At 65.8% G+C, this 15,139-nt stretch carries 19 protein-coding genes; 3 read left to right on the top strand and 16 right to left on the bottom strand.

The window, feature by feature from the left end:
- Positions 1-40 precede the first annotated feature (40 nt).
- The 6 genes from FQ775_RS06825 to FQ775_RS24105 all read right to left on the bottom strand — a co-directional run bounded on the left by FQ775_RS06825 (position 41) and on the right by FQ775_RS24105 (position 4,795).
- Positions 41-736 (bottom strand): DnaJ domain-containing protein, encoded by a 696-nt coding sequence (locus tag FQ775_RS06825; RefSeq protein WP_146301126.1) that lies wholly within the window; start codon positions 734-736, stop codon positions 41-43.
- A gap of 12 nt (positions 737-748) precedes the next feature.
- On the bottom strand, positions 749-1,480 hold the full coding sequence (locus FQ775_RS06820; protein ID WP_146301127.1) for a VWA domain-containing protein: 732 nt from the start codon (positions 1,478-1,480) through the stop codon (positions 749-751).
- Between the two features lie 59 nt (positions 1,481-1,539).
- Positions 1,540-2,475, bottom strand: a complete 936-nt coding sequence (locus FQ775_RS06815) for a division plane positioning ATPase MipZ (protein ID WP_146301128.1) — start codon at positions 2,473-2,475, stop codon at positions 1,540-1,542.
- Between the two features lie 118 nt (positions 2,476-2,593).
- Positions 2,594-3,031, bottom strand: coding sequence for a DUF1489 family protein (locus FQ775_RS06810; RefSeq protein WP_146301129.1), 438 nt, complete (start codon positions 3,029-3,031; stop codon positions 2,594-2,596).
- A gap of 73 nt (positions 3,032-3,104) precedes the next feature.
- Entirely contained in the window at positions 3,105-4,505 is a 1,401-nt protein-coding gene (locus tag FQ775_RS06805) for an L-serine ammonia-lyase (protein ID WP_146301130.1), read from the bottom strand.
- 161 nt (positions 4,506-4,666) lie between these two features.
- Entirely contained in the window at positions 4,667-4,795 is a 129-nt protein-coding gene (locus tag FQ775_RS24105; RefSeq protein ID WP_256378210.1) for a hypothetical protein, read from the bottom strand.
- Positions 4,796-5,085: 290 nt separating this feature from the next.
- Here FQ775_RS24105 and FQ775_RS06800 point away from each other — a divergent pair, with 290 nt between their 5' ends.
- On the top strand, positions 5,086-5,790 hold the full coding sequence (locus tag FQ775_RS06800) for a DUF599 domain-containing protein (protein ID WP_146301131.1): 705 nt from the start codon (positions 5,086-5,088) through the stop codon (positions 5,788-5,790).
- A 6-nt stretch (positions 5,791-5,796) separates the two neighbouring features.
- Here FQ775_RS06800 and FQ775_RS06795 read toward each other — a convergent pair whose 3' ends face one another.
- The 7 genes from FQ775_RS06795 to FQ775_RS06765 all read right to left on the bottom strand — a co-directional run bounded on the left by FQ775_RS06795 (position 5,797) and on the right by FQ775_RS06765 (position 10,911).
- The gene (locus FQ775_RS06795; protein ID WP_146301132.1) at positions 5,797-6,594 is read right to left on the bottom strand and encodes a YdcF family protein; all 798 of its coding nucleotides are present in this window, start codon (positions 6,592-6,594) and stop codon (positions 5,797-5,799) included.
- Between the two features lie 6 nt (positions 6,595-6,600).
- Positions 6,601-7,230: a hypothetical protein gene (locus tag FQ775_RS06790; protein WP_146301133.1), complete on the bottom strand. Its 630-nt coding sequence runs from the start codon at positions 7,228-7,230 to the stop codon at positions 6,601-6,603.
- Positions 7,231-7,336: 106 nt separating this feature from the next.
- Positions 7,337-8,818, bottom strand: coding sequence for an Asp-tRNA(Asn)/Glu-tRNA(Gln) amidotransferase subunit GatA (gene gatA, locus FQ775_RS06785; RefSeq protein ID WP_146301134.1), 1,482 nt, complete (start codon positions 8,816-8,818; stop codon positions 7,337-7,339).
- An 11-nt stretch (positions 8,819-8,829) separates the two neighbouring features.
- Positions 8,830-9,315, bottom strand: coding sequence for a GNAT family N-acetyltransferase (locus tag FQ775_RS06780; protein WP_146301135.1), 486 nt, complete (start codon positions 9,313-9,315; stop codon positions 8,830-8,832).
- A gap of 4 nt (positions 9,316-9,319) precedes the next feature.
- Complete coding sequence (gene gatC / locus FQ775_RS06775) at positions 9,320-9,607, bottom strand: Asp-tRNA(Asn)/Glu-tRNA(Gln) amidotransferase subunit GatC (RefSeq protein WP_146301136.1); 288 nt, start codon at positions 9,605-9,607, stop codon at positions 9,320-9,322.
- A gap of 78 nt (positions 9,608-9,685) precedes the next feature.
- The gene (locus tag FQ775_RS06770; protein ID WP_146301137.1) at positions 9,686-10,093 is read right to left on the bottom strand and encodes a hypothetical protein; all 408 of its coding nucleotides are present in this window, start codon (positions 10,091-10,093) and stop codon (positions 9,686-9,688) included.
- Positions 10,094-10,203: 110 nt separating this feature from the next.
- A complete protein-coding gene (locus FQ775_RS06765; RefSeq protein WP_146301138.1) occupies positions 10,204-10,911 on the bottom strand; it encodes a metal-dependent hydrolase in 708 nt (235 codons plus the stop codon).
- Between the two features lie 72 nt (positions 10,912-10,983).
- Here FQ775_RS06765 and ruvX point away from each other — a divergent pair, with 72 nt between their 5' ends.
- Complete coding sequence (gene ruvX, locus FQ775_RS06760) at positions 10,984-11,469, top strand: Holliday junction resolvase RuvX (RefSeq protein ID WP_146301139.1); 486 nt, start codon at positions 10,984-10,986, stop codon at positions 11,467-11,469.
- Here the strand turns inward: ruvX and FQ775_RS06755 are convergent.
- Together FQ775_RS06755 and FQ775_RS06750 are read right to left on the bottom strand one after the other, a co-directional pair.
- Positions 11,436-11,747, bottom strand: coding sequence for a DUF6105 family protein (locus tag FQ775_RS06755; RefSeq protein ID WP_146301140.1), 312 nt, complete (start codon positions 11,745-11,747; stop codon positions 11,436-11,438). The two genes, ruvX and FQ775_RS06755, sit on opposite strands and share 34 nt — an antisense overlap.
- Positions 11,747-12,304, bottom strand: coding sequence for a hypothetical protein (locus tag FQ775_RS06750; RefSeq protein ID WP_146301141.1), 558 nt, complete (start codon positions 12,302-12,304; stop codon positions 11,747-11,749). The genes FQ775_RS06755 and FQ775_RS06750 overlap by 1 nt, the downstream gene beginning before the upstream one ends.
- A gap of 166 nt (positions 12,305-12,470) precedes the next feature.
- Between FQ775_RS06750 and FQ775_RS06745 the strand changes: the two genes are divergently transcribed.
- Positions 12,471-13,409, top strand: coding sequence for an AEC family transporter (locus tag FQ775_RS06745; RefSeq protein WP_146301142.1), 939 nt, complete (start codon positions 12,471-12,473; stop codon positions 13,407-13,409).
- On the opposite strand, the gene FQ775_RS06740 is transcribed toward FQ775_RS06745, so the two are convergent.
- Positions 13,391-15,019: an acyl-CoA dehydrogenase family protein gene (locus FQ775_RS06740; RefSeq protein ID WP_146301143.1), complete on the bottom strand. Its 1,629-nt coding sequence runs from the start codon at positions 15,017-15,019 to the stop codon at positions 13,391-13,393. The genes FQ775_RS06745 and FQ775_RS06740 overlap by 19 nt on opposite strands.
- Between the last annotated feature and the right edge of the window lie 120 nt (positions 15,020-15,139).

Below are 15,139 nucleotides of genomic sequence, written 5' to 3'. Positions count from 1 at the left end.
GCGGGCGGCCCTCCCGGAATGTAACGTGTCGACGGAGACCTCATTCATGACCATCCAAGAGAACGTCGCGAGCTTCGTTGATACGCGCGGCAAGAAAGGACGAACCGCCGAGGTCGGGGTGCAGGCGCTGCATCAGGCGGCGATGCGCCTCGCGGATGTCCGCCGCGCTGGCACCCGCTTCAAGACCAAGGACCTTGTAGGCCTCCTCCTCAGTCATGGGGCCAGAGCGTGGCGAAGCTCGCTGCCGCCGGTCCGTGTCACCGTCCGTGCTTTCACGCCAACCGGGGAACCGGCCGTCAAGATAGGTTTCAAGCAACTGTAGGCTCTCGCCGTCCTCGCCCAGCGCGGTGTGAAGTTCCAGAAGTTCGTCCCTGTCAAGCGCCGACAGCATGCGGCCCTCGAAGCGGCCTGCCAGCACCATGCCCTCCAGCCCGCCCGAATCGTGATCGAGTTCCATCTCGAGAGCGGCCGTGCGCACGGTCGAGATGCGGCCGGGTGAGCGCCGCACCGCGCGCCGGTTGCGGTAGGAAAGATACCAGGCGGCGGCCATCGAGAAGGCCACGCCGGCAAGCCCGACGCGCCCCATCACCAGAAGCCCGATGCCGGCAAGCCCCGCCAGCAGCGGTCCCGTGGCATGAATGGCGGCAGCAAGCCGCGCCGGGCTGGCGCGCACGAAAACCAGCGTGCCGAGAGCACCAAGCAGCACCAGCGCGGCCAGATAGAAGGGCACGGTCATGGCGTTTTCCTGCTACCGCCCCTTGCCGAGATGTTCGATCAAGAGCCGGTCGCCGGCACGGTCGCGCGCCTTGAGCGCCTTCAACCCGCCGGTCGCGTAAATCGCGATCGAGGACAGGAGTTCGGCGAGCTTGCCGGCGGCGTTGCGATCGAAGCGGAACCAGGCGCCGCGCGAAAGCCGGGCGATTTCGCGAAAGGCGGTCTCGGCCGCGCCGTCCCCGCCCTCCTGGAACAGGAACACCGGCACGCCGTGAAGGCCGAGTTGCCCAGCCTTGTCCGCCAGTTCGTCGACATCCTCTTCCATCGCATCGCCGATATAGACCAGCGCGTCGATCTTCTCGCGCTCGTTCTCCTTGATGGCATGGGCGAGCACCTTGCCGATCTGCGTCCGCCCGCCACGGCAGTCGATCCGCGTCATCAGCCGCGTCAGTTCGTCGGTGTCGAGCACGAATTTCGACGCACGGCATTCGCCGAAGCCCCGGAAATAGACCAGTTGCACCCGTAATTTGCCGGTCTTGCCGGCGGCCGCGAACATCTCGCCTTGCAGCCGGCAGGCCAGATCCCAGGTCGGCTGGCGGCTCATCGTCGCGTCGAGCGCCAGCACCAGCCGCCCGCGCGCGGTGCCCGACACGGCGCGCAGCGCCTTGGCGTGTTTCAGGAAGGCGTCAACCTCGCCGCGCGAGGATTGCGCGTCGCCGGTCGGCGCGACCTCGTTGCGCGCACGTGGTGTGTCCGGTTTGCTCATCAATGTGGAAAATGTGGCCCGGAAGCGAAACTTGCAAGTCCGCCGGCGGCCGCGCGCGCTCAGTTGGCGAAAATGTCCGGCAGGTCGAGCGGCTTTTCGGTCGCCTCGGCGAACTTGCGGCGCATGTCCATGCGCCGGCGTCCATGGTCGCTGGTCGGCAGGCGCAGCGCGGCGAGCAGTTGCCGGATTTCCTGCCGTGCGGCCAGATGCGACAGGGTCGGCTGCGTACCGAGCACGTGCTCGTCGAAATCGTCGAGCGCGGTCAGGCCGATCGGGAAGAACTCGCGGAAGATGACGCGTTCGGAAATGCCGTCGGCGATACGGAAACCGAGCTTCATGGCAAGGTTCTTCAGGCTGGCATCGACCTTCTGCTCGTTGCGCGAGGTGAAGGACGACATTCGGTTGCGCACCACCACCCAGTCGAGGATCGAGTTGTCGGCCTGGCGTCGTTCGCGGCGCGCGTCGCGCACGGCCGAGGCATATTGCGAAAGCTCGATGATGTCGTGGCTCAGCGGATCGATGCGGGCCAGCACGTCGAAATCGATGAAGCTGTCGTTCATCGGGGTGACCAGCGTGTCGGCGATGCGGTGCGCCAGACGGTTGAGGAAGGTATCGGAGCCGGGCGTGTCGATGACCACGAATTCGTGGTCGTTCTCGATGTCGCCGAGACCTTCGGTGAACTTGCGGAACTCTTCGCTTTCGGCGTCGCTGATCGTGTCCCGGCGTGCCGGCGGCACCGAAAAGTGGTGCGGCGCGGCCAGCGAGATGCCCGCCTTGCGCGCCCAGCGGCGGCGGTTTTCGACATAACGGGTCAGTGAAAGCTGGCGGCCGTCGAGGTCGACGGTAGCGACCGAGTAGCCGGAACGAAGCAGCGCGACGGCGATGTGCATGGCCGTCGTCGACTTGCCCGAGCCGCCCTTTTCGTTGCCGCAGACGATGACGTGGGCGCCATGTTCGCGCCGCCCGTCCGGGCCTTTCAGTCCCGACAAGAACATCGTCGCCACTCCCCACGGCCAAATTGCCGCTTTTCGCCCAAAGCATCAAGCTTCACGCGATTTGTAGCGGAAAAACCGTTCTTTTTGGTAAAGCGCCTTGGTAAAGGCCTCGCCGTTACTAGAGCAGGCCAAGCTCGGCGAGTTCGCGGCGCAGTTCCGGCGGCAGCGCCTGCCAGCCGGCGCTGGCGTCCTTGATGTCGCGCGGCGCGTCCTTGCCCTGCAGGTAGCGCCAGCCCTGGAAGGCGCGGCGCGGCTGCCACTCGGTCGGGACAATTTCCGGCTCGAACACCAGATGGCAGCGATCGATGCCCTCATTGTCGGTGAACGGCCGGATATCGGCCAGCACCTGCCGGCACTGTACATTACCCTTGATTACCCAGTAGAGCGAACCGCCGTCGAGCAGTTCCTCGCGCCGTCTCGGTGTCATGCGGGTGGTGTGGAAATGCTCGGGCGTCTCGCCGGCGCGGCGCATGCGCTCAAGGCGGGCCGCGATCCAGCCCTGAAGGTCCTCGACGCTCTCGGCGCCCACGCACAGCTTGACCAGGTTGAGGGTCATGGTTTTGGTGTAGCGCGTGGAAGGCGCCGGTCAAGACGGCGCCGCGCTTCTCCACAGCGTGCCGGGCGCCGGCTCAGCACTCCACCACGTTGACGGCCAGCCCGCCCTGGCTGGTTTCCTTGTAGCGCTCGTTCATGTCGAGGCCGGTCTGGCGCATGGTCTCGATGCAATTGTCGAGCGGCACGAAATGCTTGCCGTCGCCCTTGATCGCCAGCGAGGCTGCCGTCACCGCCTTGACCGCGCCAAGCGCGTTGCGTTCGATGCAGGGCACCTGGACGAGTCCGCCGACAGGGTCGCAGGTCATGCCGAGATGATGTTCGAGCGCGATTTCTGCCGCGTTCTCGACCTGCTCGGGGGTGCCGCCCATGACTGCGGCAAGGCCCGCCGCCGCCATCGCCGACGCCGAGCCGACCTCGCCCTGGCACCCGACCTCTGCCCCCGAGATCGAGGCGTTGTGCTTGATGATGCCGCCGATCGCGGCTGAGGTGAGCAGGAAATCGCGGATGCCATGCTGGTCGGCATCGACGTGGAACTTCAGCCAGTAGCGCAGCACCGCCGGCACCACGCCGGCAGCGCCATTGGTCGGCGCGGTGACGACACGACCGCCGGCGGCGTTTTCCTCGTTGACCGCCATGGCGAAGACCGCCAGCCAGTCATTGGCCAGCAGCGGGTTGGGACGGTTCTCGCGCCAGTCGCTCTCCAGCCGGTCATGCAGCACGCGGGCGCGGCGGCGCACCTTCAGCCCGCCCGGCATGATGCCGTCCTTCGACAGGCCACGCTCGATGCAGCCGTCCATCGCCTTCCAGATTCGGTCGAGCCCGTCGACCAGTTCTGCTTCCGGCATGCGGGTCGCCTCGTTGGCAAGCTTCATCTCGGCGATCGACAAGCCGCTCTCGGCCGCCATGCGCAGCATTTCGGCGGCGGACCTGAAAGGATAAGGCACGTCCGGACCGGGCGGCGGTACGCCCTTCGCCTTCAGCCGCTGCAACTCCTCCTCCGACACCACAAAGCCGCCGCCGATCGAATAATAGACGCGGCGCAGCAGCACCCGGTCATCGGCATCGAGCGCCGAAAACGCCATGCCGTTGGCGTGGCCGGGCAGCGGCGCCGATTTGTCGAGCACCAGGTCGGTGGCCGGGTCGAACCGGTATGCCGGGTGGCCGGGCGGGCGCACCGTCTTGTCGGCTGCGACCTGCGCAAGGATCGCCTCCATCCCGTCCGGGTCGACCGTCGTCGGGTTTTCGCCGGCGAGCCCGAGGATCACGGCGCGGTCGGTGCCATGACCGACCCCGGTAAAGGCCAGCGATCCGTGAAGGCTCGCCGCAAGTCGTGTCACCTGCGTGCCCGTCGGGCGTGGCCAGTCGCCGTTCAGGATCTCGTCCAGAAAGCGCCCGGCCGCGCTCATCGGGCCCATCGTGTGCGAACTCGAAGGGCCGATGCCGATCTTGTAGAGGTCGAAAACGGAAAGGAACATGATCGCCACCAGGTCTTTCGCAGCGTTGTCGGCCCTTTGCCGCCAGCCGGCTTTTCGTACGCCGACGTTAAACCGTCCCGGCGCGACATGCACCCGCGACAAACGAAAAGGGCGCGGCCTTTACGCCGCGCCCCTTGAAGGTCTCAGGATTGTTCTCTTCGTCAGCCGGACGTCACGACGGCGGCGGTTTCAGCGCCACCGACCAGCCATGCAACGAGAATGACGAACGCAAAACCCGCTATTGCCTTGGCAGTTACGCCCCAGCACGACTTCTGAACGCTGTCGTCCATGTTTATCCGTATTTTTCCGAATCTCGATGTTGCCCCCGGCGCGCCCCAGACGGGTGTCCCGCACGCCGCTTCACGGGCAGGGGATGTAGCGCTTCCCCTTTCGCACCGCAACAGGAAAAGCGGCATAAATGCGGCAGAATGCGCCACTGACACCCCATCGACGCATCTAAACGACGTGATTTCAATGGGTTGCGCCCCGACTATAGATAACCGGTTTTCAACTGTTTTGTCGAAAGCAAGACCAAACCCATCGCTCTGGCAATCGCCTGCGCGGCGCCTATCCTGTCGCCATGGGAACTGATTCCTTCACCACGGGCGACCTTGCCGCGATCGGTTTTTTCCTCGCCTGCTGGGTCGCGTTTTCGCACGCCACGTCGGGGCGATTCGTCTCGCGGCGTTCGCTGACCGAACTCATGAATGTCCAGCGCACTGCCTGGGTGACCAACATGGCGCGCCGCGAACTGCGTATGATCGACACCGCGATCATGCTCGGCCTGCAACAGGGCACGGCCTTCTTCGCCTCCAGCGCATTGATTGCGCTCGGCGGCTGCTTCGCCCTGATCCAGGGCTCGGACGCGGTGATTTCGATCCTGGTCGACGTGCCCTACTCCGCCCCGCCGGTGCGCGCGGCCTACGAGGCCAAGGTGCTCGGCCTGATGACCATCCTGGCCTACACCTTCTTCAAGTTCGGATGGGCCTACCGGCTTTTCAACTACTGCTCGATCCTGATCGGAGCGGTGCCGATGCAGCGCGACGAGCACGCGGCGGCGGAATTCGACCTCGCGGTCGAGCGTGCCGCACGCATGAACGTGGTCGCCGGCCGTCATTTCAATGCGGGCCTGCGCGGCATGTTCTTCTCGATCGGCTATCTCGGCTGGTTCATCGGGCCATTGGCCTTGGCGCTCACGACGCTGTTCGTGCTCGCGGTGCTGGTGCGGCGCCAGTTCTTCTCGCAGGCGCGGCGGACCCTGCTCGACGAGCCGGCGGCGTCATAGAGGCGCTCAGCGCGGCGCCGGCAGCACGGTTTCGATGCGGCCGGTCATGTAATAGGCCGCCAGTCCGATCCATTCGCGAATGCCGATCGACATGTTGCGCAGGCTGTCGAAGGCGTTGTCCTGCGCAAGGCCCAGCCCCTCCTCGCCTGTCGTGCGGTAGTCGACGGACCAGGCGATCACCTCGAAGCCGGCCTTGCGGAACAGCGCCATCGAGCGCGGCATATGGAAGGCCGACGTCACCAGCAGCCAGGCCTCGCCAGGTTGCGGATCGACAAGACGCCTGGAGAATTCTGCGTTTTCATAGGTATTGCGCGATTCGTTTTCGAGCAGCAGCCGGTCGCGGGCTATTCCCAGCGCCTCGAACAGTCGCGGTGCCGTATCGGCGTCGCCCTCGCCGTCGAGCATCAAGGCGCCCTGCCCGCCCGAAATGAGGATGCGCGCATCCGGAAACCGCCGCCCGAGCACCGCCCCGGCAACGAAGCGGTCGCCGGCACTGTTGAGTTCGTAGCCGCCTCGCGCCTTGTTGACCGCGCCCTCGAGGCCGCCGCCAAGAACGATGATGCCGGCGATCGCTTCCGGAAGGTCCTGCGGACGCGGAAAGCGCTCTTCCAGTGGTTGCAGGATCAACGCGCCCGCCGTCGTCCAGCCGCCGATGACAAGGATGAGAAAGGCAAAAATTGTCGCTGTAGTCGCGGTTCGGCGCCAGCCGATCACGGTGGCGATCAGCGCCGCGATCAGCGCCAGCACCGACAGGCTGAGCGGGTTGGCGACGACCCAGAAGACTTTCGACAGCAGATGAAACACGACTGCCTACTCCGCGTCGCGAACCGCTGCAGCGGACGGCACTTCTTCGTCAGGCGATTCGGTCACCGCGCCTTCACCATCCGAATCGAGGAAATCCCTCAAGACACGCAGCACCGCGCTGGCCTCGTGCTCGTCGAGGCCGATGCCGAACGTCCAGGTCTTGCCGCCGGACTCGAACGCGACACGGCCGCTGGCGAAAACATTCCTGGCGTCGTTGGGCTTCACGGTCGACAAATGCGGGTTGGTCACTTCCGAAACCGGAAAAATGTGCTTGCGGTGGAAAAAGCCGAAGCCGCGTTCGGTCACGATCGCGCCTTCGCTCACCAGGAACAGCTTCTCGACCCCGAACAGTTGCCACAACAGCACCATCCAGACGGCAATCCCGCCCAGGGTCCAGAAGATCAGCCAGATGATCAGGAAGGCATCGACGACAAACGGCGCGCCGCTGAGTACTTCCCAAATGACGAAAAACTCGCCCACGGACCACCCTGTGAGCCAGAACATCATGAAGGCGATCATCGGCCAGGATCGTTTCGAGGGGTTGTAGACGCCGATGCCGTCGGCGGTCTCGCGGATGAGGATACGCCCGCTGCCGGGCAGGTCGCGCTGTTGCGCCGTCTCGTCGCCTTCGCCCATGGCTATCCCTCGCCCCGCATTCGCATCTGAAAGCTAGCAACCGGGGGATGACAGGGCAATTTGGCGGATATACGGTTTTCGAAGCCGCGCGGCGTGACGAGTCCTCTCACCACCAGCGCTCGGGAGCGAACCGTCCGGCGGCCTGCTCGATCACATGGCCGGTCCGGAACAGCGTCTCCTCATCGAACGGCTTGCCGATCAGTTGCAGGCCGAGCGGCAGCCCGCGCCCGTCGAGCCCGGCGGGCACCGCGATGCCGGGCAGGCCGGCCATGTTCACGGTCACCGTGAAGATGTCGTTCAGGTACATCTTGACCGGATCGGCGGCCATGTCCTGGTCGGCGATGCCGAAGGCGGCCGACGGCGTGGCGGGCGTCAGGATGGTATCGATGCCCGCGGCGAAGGCGTCCTCGAAATCCTTCTTGATGAGCGTCCTGACCTTCTGCGCGCGCACGTAGTAGGCGTCGTAATAGCCGGCCGAAAGCACATAGGTGCCGATCATGACCCGCCGCTTGACCTCGCGGCCGAAACCAGACGCCCGCGTCTTTTCATACATGCCGAGGATGTCGCCGCCCGACTGGCGCAGCCCGTAGCGCACGCCGTCATAACGCGCCAGGTTCGACGAGGCTTCGGCCGGCGCGACGATATAGTAGGCGGGCAAGGCATATTTGGTGTGCGGCAGCGAGATGTCGACGATCTCGGCGCCGGCGTCACGCATCCAGTCGATGCCCTTCTGCCACAGCGCCTCGATCTCCTCGGGCATGTTGTCGACGCGATATTCCTTTGGAACGCCGATCTTCATGCCCTTGATCGAGCCGCCGATGCTGGCCTCGTAGTCGGGCACCGGGTGGTCGACCGAGGTGGTGTCCTTCGGATCGACAGAGGCCATCGATCTCAGCAGGATCGCCGCGTCGCGCACGTCGCGCGCGATCGGTCCGGCCTGGTCGAGCGAGGAGGCGAAGGCGACCGTCCCCCAGCGCGAGCAGCGGCCGTAGGTCGGCTTGATGCCGACCGTGCCCGTGAAGGCCGCCGGCTGGCGGATCGAGCCGCCGGTGTCGGTCGCGGTCGCTCCGGCACACAGGAAGGCCGAGACCGCGGCTGCGGAGCCTCCCGACGAGCCGCCCGGCACCAGGTCGAGGTTGGAGCCTTTGGCCCGCCACGGGTTCTTCACCGGGCCGTAATAGGAGGTTTCGTTGGAGGAGCCCATGGCGAACTCGTCCATGTTCAGCTTGCCGAGCATGACCGCGCCATCGGCCCACAGGTTGGCGGTAACCGTCGATTCGTAGCGCGGCAGGAAGCTGTCGAGGATGTGGCTGCAGGCCTGGGTATGAACGCCCTCCGTGGCGAACAGGTCCTTGATGCCGAGTGGGATGCCTTCGAGCGCACCCGCCTCGCCGCGCGCCAGCCGCTCGTCGGACGTAGCCGCCATCTGTCGCGCCTTGTCATGGGTCACCGTGACATAGGCGTTGAGCTGCGGGTTGGCGGCATCGATCGCCGCCAGATAGGCATCCGTCAGTTCCGCGGCCTTGATTTCCTTGCCGCGCAGTTTGTCGCGGGCTTCGGCAATGGTGAGATGCGTCAGATCGGTCATGAAAAATCCATTCAGGCTGCCGTCTCGCGGCTCAGCGTCTTCTCGTAGAAGATCGAATAGGGATTGTCGGGATAGTCGGCGAAGGGACCGCGGCGAACGTAGCCGTTGCGCTCGTAAAGCCGCCGCGCCGCCGCATAGCCCTCGCCGCCGGTTTCCAGTGCGATCCGCCGTATGCCCTCGGCTTCGGCCCGGTCCTCGATCGCCCGCAGGATGCGGCCGGCAACTCCAATGCCCCGCGCGGCCGGACGCAAAAACATGCGCTTGACCTCGCCGAGCTCGTTTGAATGGCGGAGCAGCGCCGCGCAACCGACCGCGACGCCGTCGACACGCGCGACCCACACCGTCGTTTCCGGCCTGGCCATCTCTTCCGCCGTCATGCGGAAATTGAACGCCTGCGGCGTCTCCGGCTCCTGGGCGTCGATCGCATCGTTGAGATCGGCGATCAGCGCCCGCACATCGTCCTGCAGCGGCGTCTCGACGGCAATTTCGAGCGCCATCGCCCTACTCCACCACCTTCGGCACCAGGAAGAAGTTCTGGTCGGAAGACGGCGCATTGGCGACAACGTCGTCCGCGCGCCCGCCATCGGTGACGACATCGGCGCGCTTCTTCATCTCCATCGGGATCACCGAGGTCATCGGCTCGACATTGTCGACATCGACTTCGTTCAGCTGCTCGACGAAACCGAGAATGACATTCAGTTCGCCGGTCATGCGGTCCGCATCCTCGTCGGTGACGGCTATGCGGGCGAGACGCGCGACGCGCTTCACGGTGGCGATATCGACGGACATGGTGATCTCCGGTTCTCCGGCCGACCGGCCGCTCCGCGCTATAGCGGGCGCATGCGGCTCACGCAACTCCGCAAGCCGTCAGGGCAGCGCCACGCCCTCGCAGAGATGGAAGGTGCCGGAGTTGCCGCCGCCGCTTTCATCGCCATTGTCGCCCTGCGCGGTGAGCTGGAGCTGGCCTTCGGCGCGCGGGAAGATGGCGATCGTGTCCGGAAAGGCGTAACCCGGCTCCTCGCACAGCGCCAGCACGACATGGCCGGGGGTGCGGGTTCCCTTCACGACCTGGACGAAATCGCAATGATATTCATAGCCGTCGATGCCGCGCGCGCTCAGTACCACATTGCCGCCCTCAAGCACGGCGCCCAGACCCTCGCCCCTGGCCTTGGCGCAAAGTTCGGGCGTTTCGGCGTAGACCCCGGAAATGAACTCCTCCGCCCTAAGCGGCAGTGTCGCGGCCAGCAGGGCGGCGGCTGCAAGAAACGCTTTCATGTTTGAGACCTCGCAAGGAGAAAGGCCGCGGAGTGCGGCCTTGCTTTCCCAGCACGGGCCCGGTCGGCGCCGCAGGGGTAGCCGCGCACCGGCGATCCTGCAAAACGCGGTCAGACGTCGGTGGCCTTTCCGACCTCCGGAACGAGCACCTTGACCCCGGATCCCTCCAGGCCGGCGACGAACTTGTCGGCGGTCTGGTCGATGATCGGGAACGACCCGTAGTGGCACGGGATCACCGTCTCGAACTTGAAGAAGCGCTGGCAGGCAAGCGCCGCCACCGCCCCGCCCATGGTGAAGCGGTCGCCGATCGGCACCAGGCCGATCTGCGGAGCGTGCAGTTCGTTGATGAGGGCCATGTCGGAAAAGATGTCGGTATCGCCCATGTGATAGAGGGTCTTGTCGTCGGGAAAATGCAGCACGAGCCCCATGGGATTGCCGAGATAGGTGTTCTTGCCGCCTTCGCCTGCAAAGGAGGAGGAATGCAGCGCGTTGACGAAGGTGGTCGTGAAGCCGCCGCAATCCACCGTGCCGCCATGATTGCCCGGGTTGATCTTGCCGTCGTCGACGCCCTGGCCGACGAGATACATGCAGACCTCGAAGCTGGAGACGAGCATCGCCCCGGTCTTCTTCAGGATTGGGACGGCATCCCCGACATGGTCGTTGTGGCCATGGGTCAACAGAACATGCGTCGCGCCGGCGGAAAGCTCTTCCCAGCCCGCCGAGAGCGACGGATTTCCGGTCAGGAAGGGATCGATCATGATCGTGGCGCCGCCCGCCTCCACGCGAAACGCCGAATGTCCGAGCCAGGTGATCTTCATCTCGTTCCTCCATTATGATCGGTTGGCGCACGATAGACCGTGACCGCGCCGGGATGAAAGGACAGCAACCAAATGCCGGTGATTTTGATCGAGGAACTGGCGGCCGCGCTCGGTCCCGGGTGTACGCTCGCCGCTCTCGACCTCGGCGACAAGACGATCGGCGTCGCCGTCTCCGATCGCGGACTTTCCTTCGCCCATCCGCGTAACGTCATCACGCGCAAGAAGTTCACCAGGGACGCCGAGGCGCTGCTCGCGTTGTTCCAGGCGGAGAACGTCGGCGCCGTCGTGATGGGGCTGCCGGTCAACATGGACGGGTCGGAGGGTCCGCGCGCTCAGGCAAGCCGTGCCTTCGTGCGCAACATGGCGCGCCTTACCGACATGCCGTTCCTGTTCTGGGACGAAAGGCTGTCGACAGTGGCTGCGGAGCGCGTCCTGATCGAGATGGACGTTTCGCGCAGGAAGCGCGGCGAGCGGATCGATTCGGCCGCCGCCGCCTTCATCCTTCAGGGCGTCCTTGACCGGCTTCAGGCCCTCGGAGTGGCGGCCTCGCCCGAGTAGCGCTGGCGCTGCACCGCGATCCAGGCCGCGATATCGCGGCGGCGACGGAAGGCGAAGATGCCGAAGATCAGGAAGGTATCGACGATGCAGGCACGGGCGATCAGCGCCGGCAACGCGTCCGGCGCAATGCCGGTGATATGGCCGTAGACCATGAAGACGCGGTCATAGAGCTCGCGGCTCAGGAACAGCATGCCGAAGCTGATGTCGTTGTAGGCGAGCAGGAACCAGGACCAGAAGAAGCCCATCGGCAGTGCCCAGAAGACGAGAATGTAACGCATCAGAGACCCCGCGTTCCGCCGTCCGGACGGCCTGAAAGTTTCGAAAGCATGGAACTGTGGGCCGCGCCCAGCGCCATCATGCGCGCCGCCCCGATCCCGTCATCCTCGTCCTCACGCGCCGCGATCGGCAGCGAACCCTCGGCGCGGATGGCGACATAGGAGACCAGCAGTGCGACGACCTGCACCGAGGAGGCGAAGAAGGGACCGCTGCCGCCATAGACGGCGCCGGCGATCATCAGCACCGTGGCAAGCCCTATCGCCACCGCGAAGGCCAGCCGGGCGATCTCGTCCGTATCGCCGTCGTCGATCGGGTTGCCGAACAGCGTCGCGATCAGCGTCCAGATGAACAGCACCGCGCACAGGCTGTAGCCGAAGGCGAGAACCGTCGCCACGACGGTCGACTGCAGCGGCGACATCGTGCTCGGCCAGCTTTCGATCTGCCAGGCCTCGAAGGCGAAGCCGGTCCCGCCCCCGACGCCGGTGAGCGCGGCAAAGGCCAGGACGCCGAAAAACGCCGACCAGTAGGCCAGGACAAAGAGGCCGAGTACCCGTTTCATATCGTTTCCGCTTGCATCGCGTCACAGTGCCGGGGTGGCCCGCCGCCCGCAATGGAAACCATTCGTTAAGGTTAACGGCTGCGCCCCGGCTGCCGCTTTACAGCGGCGTGTTCGCCGCCTAAGCCGAACCTTCCTGCCTCAAACGCCCCACAGCCTCCTCCCACCCATGGTCGCGACCTTCGAGAGCATCCTGCCTATCTTCCTGCTCATCGTTGCGGGAAATCTTCTGCGCCGGCTGCCGATCGTCGACGACGCGGCCTGGCCCGGACTGGAAAAGCTCGGCTATTGGTTCCTCTATCCTGCGCTGCTCTTCATCACGATCCTGAACGCGGACTTTTCCGGGCTGAGCCTCGATGCCATGCTGGCCGCGCTCATCCTGGGCATCCTGCTGATGGGCGCCATCACACTGGCCTCGTGGCCGTTGCTGCGCGCCGCTGGCTGGGCGAGCGCAGCCGAATATTCCTCGATCTTCCAGACCTCGGTGCGCTGGAACGGCTTCATGGCACTGGCGGTCGCCGAGCGCATCTTCCCGGCTGCCGGCGCCGCCGTGGTCGCCCTGGTGATGGCCGCCATCATCGTCCCGGTGAACGTCATGTCGGTTGCCGTCGTGACCCGCTTCGCCGACCGCAACGCGGATTGGGGCCACGTCGCGGCGGCGATTGCGCGCAATCCGCTCATCCTGTCGGCGCTGGCCGCGCTTTTTGTGCGGGCGTTGCCATGGGAGCTCTACCCTCCCCTCAACCAGACGCTGAACCTGGTCGGACGCGCCGCACTGGGCATGGGTCTGCTGACCATCGGCGCCGGGCTCAGGCCGGCGGACATGCTCAAGGCCCGTACGGCGATGTGGGTACCGGTGTTCATGAAGCTGGCGGTGTTTCCGGTGCTTCTGATCGGCCTCGGTCTGGCCTGCGGCGTCGGCGGCGAGGAGTTGCGTTATCTCGCCCTCTGCGCGGCGGTGCCGACGGCCATGAACGGCTTCCTGCTCGCCCGCCAGCTCGGCGGCGATGCCGAGCTCTACGCCGCGGTGACCACGCTGCAGACGGTGGTGGCCTTCTTCTCGATTCCGGCCGTCCTTGCCGTCACCGGCTACATCATGTCCGGATAGAGCGTATCGACGATCATGCGCGCGTCATGGCGCGCATCGAGCATGCCGTAAGTGCTGCGCCACTGGCCCGCGAGCCGCGTCTCCACGAAGGCGTCCGCGATATGGCCGGCGCCGAGCCGGCGCAGTTCGGCCGCTGCCGCCGCCAGCGCCAGTTGCTCGGCGAGGATGCGCCCGGCCCCCTCGTCGGTGCGCGCCACGCCGATGGCCGCCCGCAACACCTCGGCCGTGCCGCTGCCGCTCGGCCCGAGATCGGTCTGGATGTCGTCGAGCACGGCGTCGAGCAGGTTCGGCGCCTGCTTCAGCACCCGTAGCAGGTCGAGCGCCATGACGTTGCCGGAGCCTTCCCAGATCGCGTTGAGCGGCGCTTCGCGGTAGTGGCGGGCAAGCGGCGCCTCCTCGACATAACCGTTGCCGCCCAGGCACTCCATCGCCTCGTAGACGACGCTCGGGCAGATCTTGCAGACCCAGTATTTGACCACCGGCGTCATGGCGCGGGCAAAAGCGGCCGCGCCGCGGTTTTCCGCTGCCTCATCGAACGCCCGCGCCAGGCGGAAGGCGAGCGCGGTTGCGCCGGCGACCTCGAGCGCCAGGTCGGCCAGCACCCGGATCATCAAGGGCTTGTCGACCAGCATCGAGCCGAACACCTTGCGGTGCCGCGTATGGTGCACGGCCTCGAACATCGCGGCCCGCATGATCCCGGCCGAGGCCAGCGAGCAGTCGAGCCGCGTCAGCGTCACCATGTCCATGATCGTGCGTATGCCGGCGCCCGGCTCGCCGACCAGTTCGCCGATCGCCTGCACGAATTCCACCTCCGACGACGCATTGGAGCGGTTGCCGAGCTTGTCCTTCAGCCGCTGGAAGCGGAACCCGTTGACCTTGCCGTCGGCCAGGATGCGCGGCACCAGGAAGCAGGAGAGCCCCTCCGGCGCCTGCGCCAGCACCAGGAAGGCGTCGCACATCGGCGCCGACATGAACCATTTGTGGCCGGTGATGCGGTAGAAATTCTTGCCGGCCGGTTCCGCCGTGGTCATGTTGGCGCGAACGTCGGTGCCGCCCTGCTTCTCGGTCATGCCCATGCCGAGCGTCAGGCCGGCCTTTTCCGCCGGCGGCTTGTGCGACTGGTCGTATTTGCGTGTGGTGACGCGCGGCGCCCATTCGCGAAACAGTTTCGGTGACGCCATCAGCGCGGCCAGCGATGCGCTGGTCATGGTGATCGGGCACAGGTGCCCGCATTCCAGCCCCGCCGTCAGAAAGAAACGCACGCCGCGCACCTGGTGACGGCGGCCGGCCTCGCTCTCGCTGTTTTCCCAGATCGAGGAGTGCAGGCCGTTGGCGACCGAGCGCCGCATCAGGGCGTGGTAGGCGGGATGGAACTCGACCTGGTCGAGGCGCCGGCCCTGCCGGTCATGGGTGCGCAGATGCGGCGTCTCGGCATTGGCGAGCCGCGCCAGATCCTGCGCTTCCGCCGACATGACGAAACGGCCAACGGCGTCGAGATCCTTGCGCACCTCGGGGGAAAAATCCTCGCAAAGCTGCACCAGCAACGGGTCGCCGCGCCACGCATTCGTTCCCCAGAGCGAGGGCGGCTGATTGGTAACCTCGTGCGTCAATGAAGAATCCCCTCACCGCAATGACCGAGCGGTTATAGCTTAGCTTGCCGCAGCCACGCGAACACTATTCGTCGCCGAGCGCAACCGCTGCCGCGACCGCGGCGCCCCGCCCACTTGGCT

The organism is Nitratireductor mangrovi, from assembly GCF_007922615.2.
GTDB lineage: Bacteria > Pseudomonadota > Alphaproteobacteria > Rhizobiales > Rhizobiaceae > Mangrovimarina > Mangrovimarina mangrovi.
This window is presented reverse-complemented; position numbering and strand designations above follow the sequence as displayed.

Bases quoted from the DNA above. Each gene is read 5' to 3' on its own strand.
- FQ775_RS06815 (WP_146301128.1), bottom strand. From the start codon at position 2,475: ATGTTCTTGTCGGGACTGAAAGGCCCGGACGGGCGGCGCGAACATGGC.
- ruvX (WP_146301139.1), top strand. From the start codon at position 10,984: ATGCCGGTGATTTTGATCGAGGAACTGGCGGCCGCGCTCGGTCCCGGG.
- FQ775_RS06800 (WP_146301131.1), top strand. From the start codon at position 5,086: ATGGGAACTGATTCCTTCACCACGGGCGACCTTGCCGCGATCGGTTTT.
- FQ775_RS06745 (WP_146301142.1), top strand. From the start codon at position 12,471: ATGGTCGCGACCTTCGAGAGCATCCTGCCTATCTTCCTGCTCATCGTT.
- FQ775_RS24105 (WP_256378210.1), bottom strand. From the start codon at position 4,795: ATGGACGACAGCGTTCAGAAGTCGTGCTGGGGCGTAACTGCCAAGGCA.
- FQ775_RS06820 (WP_146301127.1), bottom strand. From the start codon at position 1,480: ATGAGCAAACCGGACACACCACGTGCGCGCAACGAGGTCGCGCCGACC.
- FQ775_RS06750 (WP_146301141.1), bottom strand. From the start codon at position 12,304: ATGAAACGGGTACTCGGCCTCTTTGTCCTGGCCTACTGGTCGGCGTTT.
- FQ775_RS06770 (WP_146301137.1), bottom strand. From the start codon at position 10,093: ATGAAAGCGTTTCTTGCAGCCGCCGCCCTGCTGGCCGCGACACTGCCG.
- FQ775_RS06755 (WP_146301140.1), bottom strand. From the start codon at position 11,747: ATGCGTTACATTCTCGTCTTCTGGGCACTGCCGATGGGCTTCTTCTGG.
- FQ775_RS06805 (WP_146301130.1), bottom strand. From the start codon at position 4,505: ATGTTCCTTTCCGTTTTCGACCTCTACAAGATCGGCATCGGCCCTTCG.
- FQ775_RS06810 (WP_146301129.1), bottom strand. From the start codon at position 3,031: ATGACCCTCAACCTGGTCAAGCTGTGCGTGGGCGCCGAGAGCGTCGAG.
- FQ775_RS06790 (WP_146301133.1), bottom strand. From the start codon at position 7,230: ATGGGCGAAGGCGACGAGACGGCGCAACAGCGCGACCTGCCCGGCAGC.
- FQ775_RS06780 (WP_146301135.1), bottom strand. From the start codon at position 9,315: ATGGCGCTCGAAATTGCCGTCGAGACGCCGCTGCAGGACGATGTGCGG.
- FQ775_RS06825 (WP_146301126.1), bottom strand. From the start codon at position 736: ATGACCGTGCCCTTCTATCTGGCCGCGCTGGTGCTGCTTGGTGCTCTC.
- gatC (WP_146301136.1), bottom strand. From the start codon at position 9,607: ATGTCCGTCGATATCGCCACCGTGAAGCGCGTCGCGCGTCTCGCCCGC.
- FQ775_RS06765 (WP_146301138.1), bottom strand. From the start codon at position 10,911: ATGAAGATCACCTGGCTCGGACATTCGGCGTTTCGCGTGGAGGCGGGC.
- gatA (WP_146301134.1), bottom strand. From the start codon at position 8,818: ATGACCGATCTGACGCATCTCACCATTGCCGAAGCCCGCGACAAACTG.